General features: G+C 64.1%; 7 protein-coding genes and 1 pseudogene. 5 read left to right on the top strand and 3 right to left on the bottom strand.

From position 1 onward, the window contains the following. The first annotated feature begins 30 nt into the window (after nt 1–30). Nucleotides 31–1,005, top strand: a complete 975-nt coding sequence (locus BMI85_RS11990) for an NAD(P)-dependent oxidoreductase (RefSeq protein WP_281481026.1) — start codon at nt 31–33, stop codon at nt 1,003–1,005. 74 nt (nt 1,006–1,079) lie between these two features. Beyond that, nucleotides 1,080–1,436 (top strand): annotated as a pseudogene (locus BMI85_RS11985) (YigZ family protein). Nucleotides 1,437–1,445: 9 nt separating this feature from the next. On the opposite strand, the gene BMI85_RS11980 reads toward BMI85_RS11985, so the two are convergent. The 3 genes from BMI85_RS11980 to BMI85_RS11970 form a co-directional block, all read right to left on the bottom strand. Then, nucleotides 1,446–3,482 carry a bifunctional DedA family/phosphatase PAP2 family protein gene (locus BMI85_RS11980; RefSeq protein WP_078601438.1) on the bottom strand — a complete coding sequence of 679 codons (2,037 nt, stop codon included), beginning with the start codon at nt 3,480–3,482 and terminating at the stop codon, nt 1,446–1,448. Between the two features lies 1 nt (nt 3,483). Then, nucleotides 3,484–6,090 carry a bifunctional lysylphosphatidylglycerol flippase/synthetase MprF gene (gene mprF / locus BMI85_RS11975; protein ID WP_078601437.1) on the bottom strand — a complete coding sequence of 869 codons (2,607 nt, stop codon included), beginning with the start codon at nt 6,088–6,090 and terminating at the stop codon, nt 3,484–3,486. A gap of 239 nt (nt 6,091–6,329) precedes the next feature. Next, nucleotides 6,330–7,916, bottom strand: a complete 1,587-nt coding sequence (locus BMI85_RS11970) for an alpha-glucosidase (RefSeq protein ID WP_078601436.1) — start codon at nt 7,914–7,916, stop codon at nt 6,330–6,332. A 166-nt stretch (nt 7,917–8,082) separates the two neighbouring features. On the opposite strand from BMI85_RS11970, the gene BMI85_RS11965 reads away from it, so the two are divergent. Genes BMI85_RS11965 through glgC form a run of 3 tightly spaced genes read left to right on the top strand, consistent with a single transcriptional unit; the run spans nt 8,083 to nt 13,935 of the window. Beyond that, entirely contained in the window at nt 8,083–10,479 is a 2,397-nt protein-coding gene (locus BMI85_RS11965) for a glycogen/starch/alpha-glucan phosphorylase (protein WP_078601435.1), read from the top strand. A 13-nt stretch (nt 10,480–10,492) separates the two neighbouring features. Further along, a complete protein-coding gene (gene glgB / locus BMI85_RS11960; protein WP_078601434.1) occupies nt 10,493–12,637 on the top strand; it encodes a 1,4-alpha-glucan branching protein GlgB in 2,145 nt (714 codons plus the stop codon). Nucleotides 12,638–12,663: 26 nt separating this feature from the next. Further along, nucleotides 12,664–13,935, top strand: coding sequence for a glucose-1-phosphate adenylyltransferase (gene glgC / locus BMI85_RS11955; RefSeq protein WP_078601433.1), 1,272 nt, complete (start codon nt 12,664–12,666; stop codon nt 13,933–13,935). The last annotated feature ends 47 nt before the right edge of the window (nt 13,936–13,982 follow it).

The following is a 13,982-nucleotide window of genomic DNA, read 5'->3' as shown; positions in this document are numbered from 1 at the left end:
CACCCGAAATCCCGCCTCCCGGCGCATGAGTTGACGCGCCCGGTTGGCGCGTTAGTAGTTGAGCCCGGCGCTACAATCAACGCGCTCGCGCTACACGGGGCGCGGTTTCGTATTCACGCAAGGGAGAGGTCGATGGCGAAAGTTGCATTTCTGGGGCTTGGAGTGATGGGCTATCCGATGGCGGGGCATCTCGCATCGGCGGGCCATGAGGTCACGGTCTATAACCGCACGGGTGCCAAGGCCGAGAAATGGGTCTCCGAGCATGGCGGGTCGGCCGAAGCAACGCCGCGCGAGGCCGCGAAAGGCGCGGATTTCGTGATGTCCTGTGTCGGCAATGACGATGACCTGCGCGAGGTCTGCCTCGGCAAGGATGGCGCGTTCAAGGGCATGAAAACCGGCGCGGTCTTCGTCGATCACACCACGGTTTCGGCAGCCGTCACGCGCGAATTGGCGGGCGAAGCGGCGGGCCATGGCGTGGCCTTCATCGACGCGCCGATCTCGGGCGGGCAGGCCGGGGCCGAGAACGGCCAGCTGTCGGTCATGTGCGGCGGCGACGCGGCGGCTTATGACAAGGCCGAGCCGGTGATCGACGCCTATGCCAAGATCTGCCGCCGTCTGGGCGAAAGCGGCGCGGGGCAGGTGACCAAGATGTGCAACCAGATCGCGATTGCAGGTCTGGTGCAGGGTCTCGCCGAGAGCCTGAACTTCGCCGAGAAGGCCGACCTGGATATCGCTGCCGTGGTCGAGGTGATCTCGCAAGGGGCCGCCGGCTCGTGGCAGATGGCCAACCGCTACGAGACCATGGCAAAGGACGAATTCGACTTCGGCTTCGCGGTGGATTGGATGCGCAAGGATCTGGGGATCTGCCTCAAGACCGGCGACGAGATCGGGGCCTCGCTGCCCGTCACCGCGCTGGTCGATCAGTTCTACAAGGACGTCCAGGCGATGGGCGGCAACCGCTGGGATACCTCTTCGCTGATCGCGCGCCTGCGCAAACTGGGCTGAGCGGGCAGGGCGGCGGGCCATTGGGTCCGCTGCCCGCCCTTGCCGCTTCGGCGCTTGGCCCCTATACCAGCGCCATGCGCATCCTCGAGAACATCATCAGCGACCGCGGCTCGAAATACGCGGTCTCGGGCGGCCCTTGCGCCTCCGAGGAGGAGGCCAAGGCCTTCGTCAAGGAGCTGTGCCGGAAGAAGAAATACGCAAAGGCCACGCATAACACATGGGCGCTTCTGACGGCGGAGGCTCCGGTGAAGAACGACGATGGCTAGGCGGGAGCGGGCATGGTGATCCTGCGGATGCTCGAGCGCGAAGAGCTCTATGACCACATCATCGTCGTCACGCGCTGGTTCGGCGGCAAACATCTGGGCGGCGACCGTTTCCGCCACGTGCAGGAAGCGGTGCGGATCTACCTCGAAGATTTGCGCGCGGGCTGACGCGCGCCGCTACCGCAGCGCCAGAACCGGGATATCCGACGCGGTCGTACCGGAGATCTGGCCCACCGGCTTGGCCCCTCCGTTCTGGCTCAATGCCTTCGCAAGATCGGATGCCAGCGGCCCCGCCGTCGACCCGTCGCTCGGCACCAGCCCGTCATCGCGGGTAATCGCACCCATCCAGAGCCGCGCACCGGATGCGTCGGTATAGCGCGTCTGCCACAGCCGCAGCCGCGGCAGCTTGTCGGTCGCGTCGCCATCCGGCAGGCGGGTGAAGCCAAGCCCGCTCGGCTCGTTCTTCCAAAACAGCGGCGCGAGCGCGGCGCCGGGGCGCATCGTATCGCGCACAGCCCCGAAGGCCGCGCCCGCCAGCGCCTTGAGCGTCACCGCATCGGCGCGTTGCCAGCCGATCGCGCTCAGCGCCGCGGTAATCTGATCGGGGTTCGTCGCCCATAGCGCGATCGAGAGCGGGAATTGTTGATCCGCATCGAGAGTCTGCGCCATCAGCGGCGCGTCACGCAGCGCCTGCGGTTCGGCCCCTTCCGAGATCACGATCAGCGGCTGCGCCACGGGGGGCGGGTTCAGCGCCTTGGAATAATCGCGCACGCGAACCATCGTGAAGCCCAGCAGCGCCAGCGTCACGACGCCGATCACGCCCATCTGCCAACTGGGCCGGGCGCGCGGCGCCCCGGCCCATCGCGGATACAACCACTCGGCCACCGCGATACCCACCAGCAAGCACATCGCGCCGAGAAGCCAGCCGCCCAGCACATCGCTCAGGTAATGCTCGACGAGATAGAGGCGGCTCAACCCGATCAGACCGGCGACCAAGGCCGCCAGAAAACTCGCGCTCAGCGCCCCGAGCCGCGTCAGCCGCCAGAGGAGGAAGGCCAACATCCCGTAAAAGGCGACCGAGAGGGTGGCGTGGCCGGAAGGGAAACTGCCCGAGGTCTCGTGGAAATAACCCAGGATCGAGCGCGGCCGCCCGAAGCTTGCCTTCAGGATGATCACCGAGATCAGGTCCAGCCCGAGCGAGACCACGAGCCCCGCAGCCAGATCGAACCGACGCAGCCACGCGAGCCAGACAAGCGCCAGCACGAGCAGCGCCGCCACGAGCTGGGTATCGCCGAGCGCGGTGATCCAGGTGAAGATCTGAATGAGGCCCGGCGTCCAGAACAGCCGCATCAGCGCCGCCAGCCGCGCGTCGATCTGCACGATCGGGTCGCTTTGCAGGAAGTCGAGCGACAGCCCGACCAGCACCGAGGCGAGGTAGAGGAAGGCGAGTGCCAGAAGGCTCAGCGGGAGGCCGGAGAACTTGCTGCGGTCAAGCCTGCGCGCGATCCATGCCGCCGTTTTCGGGTGGCGCCCGCCCCAGCTGTCAACGCGGGGGTGGCGGGCGATCTCGTCCATCAGCCCGCCTGCCATCGCGAGGAGATAGGGCACCGCCCGGTCGAGCCGCCTCAGGATCCAGAAAATCAGCGCGGCGATCACCACGAGACCCAGCAGGAACAAGGTGTTGCGTGTCATCATCGGGCCGAGCTTGGTGAACCCCGCGCCAAGCGCATACCCGAAGCCGACATGGAAGATCGCGTAAGGAAAGCCGCTCAGCAGGTTCCAGATGCGGAAGCGTCGCGTCTCCATCCCCGCGAGGGCGGCAGCGAAGGGCACGAAACCCGCCACGGGGCCGAGAAACCGCCCCATGACAATCGCGAAGCCGCCATGGCGCGCAAATAGTTTCTCCGCGCGGCGATAGGCGGCCATGCCTTCGACATTCCAGCGCCCGAGCATGCCGCGCCGCGCGTGGCGACCAAGCCAGAACGTAGCCTCGCCGCCGAGGACCGAGCCGATCGCTACGAACCACATAAGGTCGAGCGGGTCGAGCATCCCCTGCTGCACCATCACCCCGCCGGCATCAACAAGCAGGGTGCCGGGCAGGAAAATCCCGGTCGGCAGGAAGGCCTCCAGCCCCGCCGCCGCCCCGATCACCCAGTAGCCGAAGATCCCCAGGGCGGCGAGATTCGGGAGCACTTGGTGGATGGCGTCGAGCATTTCAGTCCTTTGTCAGCAGATTGCGGGCGCCGCCGGAGATCAGCAGGGTAATTTCGGTGAGCGCGAGATAGGGGGAGGTGCCGGGCGGAAGCGCGACATAATGGGGCCGCCATTCGGGCCGGAATTTCTGTTTGAAACGACGTAACCCTTCGAAGTTATAAAAACTTCCGCCGTGACGATAGATCAGATTGCCAAGGCGGCTGGTCAGCCGCGCAGAGGCACGGTCGGGCAGACCTGCCAGCGGCGCGAGGCCGAGGCTGAGCTCAGTCGCACCGCGGTCGCGCAGCGCCTCGATCAGGCCGATGAACAGGAATTGCATGACGCCGTCGGCCGCCTCCGGGCGGTACCGCATCAGATCTATCGCGAAACGCCGTGCATCCGGCCCGCCCAGAAGGTTCGCGAAGCCGAGGATTTCGCCGTCGCGCCGGATCAGCGCAATCTCGCAATGGTTGAGGTAGCGCGGATCGAAGCGGCCGATGGAGAAGCCTTTCTCGCGACCTTTCTGGCCTGCGAGCCACGCGTCGGACACATCGCGCAGCGTCGCTATCAGCTCCGGCGCATGCGGCGGGGACGCGATCTCAAGCGTGAAACCCTCGCGCAGGGCGCGGTTCTGCTCGGCCCGCATCGTCTTGAATTTCGACCCCGTGAGCGAGAATTTCTGCAGGTCGACCACGGCCTCTTCGCCGATCTTGTGCAGCGCATAGCCCATCTCGATCCAGAGCGGCAGGTTCTTCGTCGAGACCTCGTAGAAGACGGGGGTGAGCCCTTCGCTCACCGCGCGTTCGTGAAACTCCCACGCCAATTGCCGCGCGGTCTCGGGCGGGCCGACGGGATCGCCGAGCACGACCCGCATCCCGCCGCGTTGCGCATACATCAGGAAGGCCGAGCGGTCGGGCGAGAACATCACGCATTTGTCGCCCGTCAGCGCGAACCAGCCCTGTGGCACGTCTTGGGCGGTGAGGATTTCAGCGACCGCGATGTCCTGTTCCGGATCGACGGAAAAGGTGAAGCGGCGCATCGGGCGCAGCGTCAACCACAGAAGAAACCCGAGCAGCAGCGCGCTGATCAGGAGCCCGGCCCGGAGCGCACGTGGTGTGGGTGAACTCGCGGTAAAATCGAGCCAGAGCGCGTTGGAATAGGGATGCGCTGCATAGGCGAGGAAGAAAAACACCGCCGCGGAGGCCACCATCCCAAGGATGACCGCGAACCACAGCGGCCCGTAGCCGCCCTCGGTCAGCGCGACCCGACGGTGAAAGGCCCCGCGAAACGGCAGCAACACGACCGCGGCGAGCGACAGGACAACCGCGTTGTCGATGTCGAGATCGGCCGCCAAAACCGAGATCACGCCAAGCACCAGCCCCGCAAGTACCAGCCAATAGGCAAGTCGCACCCGGCGCACCAAGCCATGCGACAGCACGATCAACAGCACACCCGCGAGGGCACAAAGCTGCGTGCCGCCTTCCGCGAGAACCGCCGTGATCAGCCCCGGCTCTCCGCCCTGTCGGCCAAGCACCGGCATCAGCGCGACGATCACCATCCAGAAGCCGAGGCCCAGCACCGCGACCCCGGCGATCCGGGGGGCGAGCCCCTCGATACCGCTGATCACCGGGCGCATCGGCTCTGATATTTCGCCGAAGACGCGCGTGGCCCAGCCGCCGGCAAGCCGCGCCTCGTTCAGCGAAACCACGACGAAGGCGATCACGAAGGGCAGCAGGAAATAGATCATGCGGAAAGCCAGAAGGCCCGCTGCCGCCTCGCCCAGGGGCACGCCCGCGGGCAGGGCGGCGATCACCACCGTCTCGAACACGCCGACGCCGCCGGGGACGTGGCTGAGGATGCCGACCATGCTGGCCGCCGCATAGATCGCGACGAAACTTGCAAATGGCGGGGTGCCTGCGGGCATCAGCACCCAAAGCGCGCCCGCGGCCATGGTCGAGTCGAAGAGCGCCACACCGAGCTGGCCCATCAGGATGCGCGGCACGGGCATTGCGATCTCGCGGTTCCGGATACGCAGGGCGCGCCCGGTATAAGACAGCCAGAAGGCCCCGCCCAGAATAAGAGCCGTCGCGGCCAGGGCCCCGATACGGATCACGGGCTCGGGCGCCGAAATGACACCCGCGAGCGCTGCCGGATGCACGCAGAGCGCCAGAGCGCCCACCATCGTCAGCCCGAGCCCCATCGCCAGCGCGATATAGGACGACAGCGCCGCGACCTCGAAGGCGTTCAGACCGGCGGCGGAATAGATGCGGTAGCGCACCGCCCCGCCCGAAATCACGCTGATCCCGACCGTGTTGCCGAAGGCGTAGCCCAGAAACCCGCCAAGCGCGACGGTGCGCAGCGGCAGCTGTTTGCCAAGGTAATGCAGCGCCCAGAAATCGTAGCCCACCAGCGCTAGATAGCCCAAAGCGGTCGCGCCCACAGCCGCGCCGAGCTTGGGCCACGGCGTCGCCTTGATCTGCGCGATGACCTGATGGACGTCGATGCTCGCGAGAAGATGATGCAGCGCCCACAGCCCCATCAGGAACAGCACGAGCCCGAGCGCAATCGGCCAGAGAATCTTCACACGCGATTGGGGCGGGGCAGGTTGCGCCGGATCAGCGAGAGCCATGTTATATTTCCACGTTTTTTCCTATCTCTGGCGGGACAATCGCAGAAGGAATTTATGGCCTTCTTAAAATTCCGTAAGAAATCGTCCCGAACGCACCTTATTGGCCGAGACCGCGCGACTTACTAGAGAAAGAAAACAGAAACACACGCGGCGCCGAGAGCAAACGCTCCCGACGCCGTCGCGGGTCCGTTACGCGGCGGCAGGTTTAAATCCGGACCCGGCCGCCGCGTCATGGGCTCTTAGAGCTTCACCCAAGCCGCGCCATTCGGGCCGAGCGACAGCGTGCCGCCCTCCAGCGTCGCGGCAAGGCAGGGGCCGACAAGCTCCCCGTCGGCGTCGAGCGTTACCGGATCGGGGCCGAGGTTGAAGTAGCAGGCGAATTTCATCGCGCCATCGTCGCGAATGAAGCCGAGCACCGGGTCGGGCAGGTCGAGGAATTTCGACGTCCCCTCGCGCAGCACCGGGTTTTCCTTCCGGAAGGCCAGTACGCGGCGGTAATAGGCGAGAACCGAGCCCTCATCGGCCTCTTCCAGTGCCACGGCGCGGGCCGCTTGCGGCGGCTTTACCGGCAGCCACGGCTTGGCCTTGGAGAAGCCCGCATGCGCGCTCTCGTCCCAGACCATCGGCGTGCGGCAACCGTCGCGACCCTTGTTCTCGGGCCAGAAGCGCAGACCCGGCGGGTCGGTCAGCTCGTGATATTCCATCTCGGTCTCGGTCTGGCCGAGTTCCTCGCCCTGATAGATCCCGATCGTGCCCTGGAAGGACGCGAGCATCGCGATGGCCAGCCGCGCGATGCTGTCCTCGGTGCCGTATTTCGCCCAGCGGGTGACATGGCGCTGAACGTCGTGGTTCGAGAAGGACCAGCTCGGCCAGCCGTCCGGCGCGCCTTTGAAGAAGCCCTCGATCTTGCCGCGGAAATGCGCGGGCGAGAATTTCGGGCCCAGCATGTCGAAGCTGTAGGCCATGTGAAGACGGTCATCGCCGCGGGTGTATTCTTCCATGATGCCGAGCGCGCGATGGGGCGCTTCGCCCACTTCGCCGATCAACGTGCGCGCCTCGTAGTCGTCCATCACGGCGCGCATCTTCTTGAGGAAGGGGATGTTCTCGGGGCGGTTCTTGTCGAACTCGTGATCCTGCATGTCGTAGGTCGAAACCGGCGGCCAGCGTTCGGGATCGGGATCCATCGCCGGATTGTCGCGCAGTTTCGGGTCGTGGAAGTAGTAGTTCACCGTATCGAGGCGGAAGCCATCGACACCGCGATCCAGCCAGAAGCGGAACACGTCGAGCAATTCGTCCTGAACCTCGGGATTGTGCAGGTTCAGGTCAGGCTGCTCGATCAGGAAGTTGTGCAGGTAATACTGGCCGCGCTCGGGGGCGTATTCCCAGGACGAGCCGCCGAACACCGCCTGCCAGTTGTTGGGCGGGCTGCCATCGGGCTTGGGATCGGCCCAGACATACCAATCCTTCTTGGCTCCGCCTTTCTTGGCGTCCTTGAACCACGGATGCTGATCGGAGCTGTGCGAGATCACCTGATCGATCACGACTTTCAGACCCAGCTCATGGGCGCGCGCCACCAGCGCGTCGAAATCCTCCAGCGTGCCGAATTGCGGATCGATGCCGCGATAATCGGAGACGTCATAGCCCATATCCGCCATCGGTGAGGTGAAGATCGGCGACAGCCAGATCGCATCGACGCCCAGCGAGGCGACATGATCGAGCCTGCGCGTGATCCCCTTAAGATCGCCGATCCCGTCGCCCGAGTCGTCTTGAAAGCTGCGCGGATAAATCTGGTAGATAACCGCCCCGCGCCACCAATCCTTCGCCATGAATCGCTCCTCTTTCAGTTTCCTGTTGCCCGTTATCGCGGCAAGGGTAGACTTGTTAGCGCAAACGGCAACCACTGCTCAGGCCGTTTCTGCGCCTTCGCTTGACCTTGAGCAGGGGGCGGCACATCAATCAATTGCTATCTGACGCGTTCCGGAGACCTCCCCCTTGAAAGACACCCAATTGCCCAGTGCCGAGACAGTTCGCGAAGAAATTCTGCACCACATCACTTTTTCGATGGGCAAGGATCCCGATCACGCCTCGGTCTATGACTGGCGCATGGCTCTATCTCTGGCGATCCGCGACCGGGTCGTGGCGCCGTGGTTCGCAGCGACCCGGCGGACATGGGAAGAGGGGCGCAAGCGGGTCTATTATCTTTCGATGGAGTTCCTGATCGGGCGGATGCTCGAGGATGCCGCGATCAACCTCGGTCTGCGCGCCACCTGCCGCGAGGCGATGGAAGGCTTGGGTCAGGACTGGGAAGCCGTAGTCGAGAACGAACCCGACGCGGCGCTCGGCAACGGTGGGCTAGGGCGGTTGGCCGCGTGCTACATGGAGAGCATGGCGACGCTGGGCTGCCCGGGCTACGGCTACGGCATCCGCTATGAACACGGCCTTTTCAAGCAGCGCTTCGAGGGCGGGCGTCAGGTCGAGACGCCGGAGGACTGGCTCAAGCAGCGCCACCCGTGGGAATTCGAGCGGCCCGAGGCGGCCTATGAGATCGGCTTCAAGGGCCATGTCGAAACGCTGGACGGCAAGCCGCATTGGGTGCCGGGCGAGACGGTTCTGGCCGAGGCCTATGACATGCCGATCATCGGCTGGGAGGGCAAATGGGCGAACACGCTGCGGCTTTGGTCGGCCAAGCCCACCGAGCAGTTCGATCTGGCACGCTTCAATCACGGCGATTACGCCGCCGCCGCCGAGCCCGAGGCGCTGGCGCGCACGCTCAGCCGCGTGCTCTATCCCGATGACACGACCTATGCGGGCAAGGAATTGCGCCTCAAACAGGAGTATTTCCTGACCTCAGCCGCGCTGCAGGACATCATGCGCCGCCATCTGGCCGCCGGGCACACGATCGAGGAGCTGCCGGAGTTCGTCGCGATCCAGATGAACGACACGCATCCGGCGATCGCGGGGCCGGAGCTGATCCGTATCCTCACCGATCTGCATGACATGGAGTTCGACGCCGCGCTCGAGATCACGATGCAATGTCTGGGCTACACGAACCACACACTGCTGCCCGAGGCGCTGGAGCGTTGGGCGACCTATCTGATGGGCACCGTGCTGCCGCGCCATATGCAGATCATCGAAAAGATCGACAGCTGGCACCGGCGCAAATTCCCCAAACGCGCGCATTACGTCGGCATCGTGAAGCATCAGGAAGTGCGGATGGGCGAGCTGGCCTTCATCACCTCGCATAAGGTGAACGGGGTCTCGGCGCTCCATACCGAGCTGATCAAGCGCAACCTGTTTCCCGAGTTGGACCGACTGCATCCCGGGCGCATCATCAACCAGACCAACGGGATCACGCCGCGCCGCTGGCTGCGGATGGCCAATGGCGAGCTGTCGCATCTCATCATCGACACGATCGGCGATGGCTGGGAGGCCGATCTCGACAAGCTGCGCGAGCTCGAGCCTTACGCCGAGGATGCGAGCTTCCGCGAGGCTTTCATGGCCGCGAAACGGCGCAACAAGGTGCATCTGGCGGATTGGGTGCGCGACACCCAAGGGATCACCCTCGACCCCGATGCGATCTTCGACATTCAGGTCAAGCGCATCCACGAATACAAGCGCCAGCTGCTCAACATCCTGCAGACCATCGCCGAATGGCACGCGATCCGCGAGAACCCGCAGGCCGACTTCCAGCCGCGCGTGAAGATCTTCGGCGGCAAGGCGGCTCCGGGCTATCACACGGCAAAACAGATCATCCGGCTGATCAATGACGTGGCCGAGGTGGTCAATAACGACCCTTACGTCGATGGACGTCTCAAGATCGTCTATCCGCCCAATTACAACGTCTCCATGGCCGAGCGGCTGATCCCGGCGGCGGACCTGTCAGAACAGATCTCGACCGCGGGCAAGGAAGCCTCCGGCACTGGCAATATGAAGTTCGCTTTGAACGGCGCACTGACCATCGGCACGCTCGATGGCGCGAATGTGGAAATTCGTGAACAGGTGGGCGCGGAGAACTTCTTCCTCTTCGGCATGACCGCCGACGAGGTGATGGAGCGCCGCCGCGATCCCGAACATGCGCGCCACGCCATCCTTGCTAGCCAGCCTTTGCAGGATGTGCTGCAGATGATCGCCGAGGGACGGTTTTCTCCTGAGGAACCAGAACGCTATCACGATCTTGTTCATAATATGTGGCATAGCGATTATTTCCTCGTCGCTTCCGATTTCGAGGCCTACGCGGCGGCCCAGAAAGATGTGGACACGGCCTTCGCCGATCGCGCAGGCTGGGCGAAGATGGCTGTTTTGAACACCGCGCGGATGGGGTTCTTCTCTTCCGACCGGGCGATCAAGGGCTACATGGACGAGATTTGGACCACGCAATCGGCCCTGTGAACCAAGGAGCGCTATGACACTTTCCCGCGACGAGGCCGAAGCGCTGATCCACGCGCAACATCCCGATCCGTTTTCCGTGTTGGGGCTGCATGACTGGGAAATCGTGGCGCTGGTGCCCGGCGCAGAAGAGGTCTGGGCGCTTGGCAAGACAGAGGTCGCGCTGGAGCCCGTCGTCCCGGGGATCTTCGCCGGCAAATGGACCGAGGAAACCTACCGTCTGCGCGCGCGGCACGATCAGACGACATGGGATTTCGACGATCCATACGGCTTCGCGCCGGTATTGGGGGCGATCGACGAATACCTGATCGGGGAGGGGACGCATACGCGGCTCTGGGAGAAGCTCGGCGCCCATGTGATCACGCATCAGGACGTCGAAGGCGTGCATTTCGCGGTCTGGGCACCCAATGCGCGCCGCGTCTCGGTCGTGGGCGATTTCAATTTCTGGGACGGCCGCCGCCACCAGATGCGTAGGATTGGCGCGTCCGGTGTCTGGGAGATTTTCGTCCCCGGCATCCATGCAGGCGCGCTCTACAAATACGAGCTGCTCGACACCGAAGGCACTGTGCTGCCGCTGAAGGCCGACCCGGTCGGCTTCGGCGCAGAGCACCCGCCCGCGCAGGCCTCGGTCGTGCGCAAGCTCGGGCGGCATCGCTTTGGCGACAGCGCGTGGTGTCAGACGCGCGCCGAGGCGCAGGAACGCCACGCGCCGATCTCGGTCTACGAGGTGCATCTCGGGAGTTGGATGCGGATCTGGGACGAGGGGGGCAGACCGCTCTCCTATCACGAACTGGCCGAGAAACTGGTCGACTACGTCTGCGACATGGGCTTCACCCATATCGAGCTGCTTCCCATTACCGAGCACCCGTTCGATGGCTCCTGGGGCTATCAGCCGATCGGGCTTTACGCGCCGACGATCCGCCACGGTCGCCCCGAGGAATTCGCCGAATTCGTGGATGCGGCGCACCGGCGGGGCCTCGGCGTGATCCTCGACTGGGTGCCGGGGCATTTCCCGACCGACGATCACGGGCTTCGACATTTCGACGGCACCGCGCTTTACGAGCATGCCGACCCGAAAGAGGGCTTCCATCAGGACTGGAACACGCTGATCTACAATTACGGGCGGCGGGAAGTGTCCAACTACCTGCTCGCCAACGCCTTGTTCTGGCTGGAGGAATATCACCTCGACGGGCTGCGCGTGGATGCGGTGGCCTCGATGCTCTACCGTGACTATTCGCGGGCCGCTGGCGAATGGGTGCCCAACAAATATGGCGGGCGCGAGAACCTCGAGGCGATCGAATTCCTGCAGAACATGAACGCGGCCTCTTATGGCGGCGCGGAAGGCATCATGACGGTGGCCGAGGAAAGCACCGCCTATCCCGGTGTCACGCGCCCCGTGCATGAGGATGGGTTGGGTTTCGGCTACAAGTGGAACATGGGCTGGATGAACGACTCCTTGCGCTATTTCGCGCGCGATCCGCTCTATCGCAAATTCCACCACAACGAGCTGACCTTCGCGAGCTCGTACATTTACAGCGAGAATTTCATCCTTCCGATCAGCCATGACGAGGTCGTGCACGGCAAGGGCTCGATGCTGGGCAAGATGCCCGGAAACGACCCCGAGAAATACGCCAATCTGCGCGCCTTCTACGCGTTCCAATGGGCGCATCCGGGCAAGAAGCTTTTGTTCATGGGGCAGGAATTCGGCCAATGGTCGGAATGGAGCCATGAGCGCGAACTGGACTGGTATTTGCTCGACGATCCGCGCCATGACGGGCTGCGCGCGCTGGTGCGCGACCTCAACCGGCTCTATCGCGAGACGCCTGCGCTGCATTGGGGCGATTGCGAGCCGGAGGGGTTCGAATGGATCGCCGCCGACGATTCCGAGGCCTCGGTCTTCATCTTCGAGCGTCGCGCGCCCGGGTCCGATCCGGTCGTGGTGGTCGCGAACCTGACGCCGGTCGAACACAGCTACCGCATCGGCCTGCCGCTGGACGGCGAATGGTGCGAGATACTCAACACGGATTCCGGTTTCTACGGCGGCGAGAACCGCGGCAATCTCGGTGCGATCCGCGCCGAAGACCACGCGCAGGGCCGCTGCGCCCATAGCGCGGAGGTGTATTTGCCGCCGCTGTCAGTCGTGATGTTCACGCCCGCGTAAGCGGTGCCCAGAGGAGGGGGAGGAATATGAAACCACAGCCCAACACACGCCTCAGCGCACAGGCCATGGCCTTCGTGCTGGCAGGCGGCCGGGGGAGCCGCCTGAAGGAACTGACCGACCGGCGCGCGAAACCCGCCGTCTATTTCGGCGGCAAGACCCGGATCATCGACTTCGCCCTGTCGAACGCGCTCAATTCCGGCATCCGCAAGATGGCGATCGCCACGCAATACAAGGCCCATTCTCTGATCCGGCACGTCCAGCGCGGCTGGAACTTCTTCCGCGCTGAGCGGAACGAATATCTCGACATCCTGCCCGCGAGCCAACGCGTGGCCGATAGCCGCTGGTATGCAGGCACCGCCGACGCGGTGGCGCAGAATATTGATATCATTGAAGATTACGGCGTGAAATACGTCATCATCCTCGCCGGAGACCACATCTACAAGATGGATTACGAGGTGATGCTGCGCCAGCATGTCGACACCAAGGCCGATGTCACGATCGGCTGTCTAACCGTGCCGCGGATGGAGGCGACCGCCTTTGGCGTGATGGCCATCGACAAGACCGGACAGATCACCGATTTCCTCGAAAAGCCCGCAGACCCGCCCGGAATGCCCGGCGATCCCGATCATGCGCTGGCCTCGATGGGGATCTATGTCTTCGACTGGCAATTCCTGCGCGAATTGCTGATCCGGGACATGGAAGACCCGAATTCGAGCCATGATTTCGGCCATGACCTGATCCCGCAGATCGTCAAACACGGCAAGGCGATGGCGCATAAGTTCTCGGATAGCTGCGTGACGACGGGGCTCGAGACCGAACCTTACTGGCGCGACGTGGGCACGGTGGATGCCTTCTGGCAGGCCAATATCGACCTGACCGATTTCACGCCGAAACTGGACCTCTACGACACCGAATGGCCGATCTGGACCTATGCCGAGATCGTGCCGCCCGCGAAATTCATCCATGACGAGGATGGCAGACGCGGTTCGGCAATCTCCTCGTTGGTTTCGGGCGACTGCATCGTGTCGGGCGCGGAGGTGCGCAATTCGCTGCTCTATACCGGCGTGCGCGCGCATAGTTTCGCGAGCCTTGAGGAGGCTGTGGTGCTGCCTTACGTCGATATCGGGCGGCATGCGCGGCTGAGCCAATGCGTGATCGACCGCGGCGTGCATATTCCCGAAGGGCTCGTCGTGGGCGAAGACCCGGAGGAGGACGAGAAGTGGTTCCGCCGGTCGGAAGGCGGCGTCGTGCTGATCACGCAGACGATGCTCGACAAACGCGCGGCGGCATTGGACTAACGGGGTCAGAGAGCGGGGCGCTGCCCCGCGCCCCGGGATATTTGGAA

Origin of the sequence: Thioclava sp. DLFJ4-1 (assembly GCF_002020145.1) — a bacterium.
Classification (GTDB): Bacteria; Pseudomonadota; Alphaproteobacteria; order Rhodobacterales; family Rhodobacteraceae; genus Thioclava; species Thioclava sediminum.
This window is presented reverse-complemented; position numbering and strand designations above follow the sequence as displayed.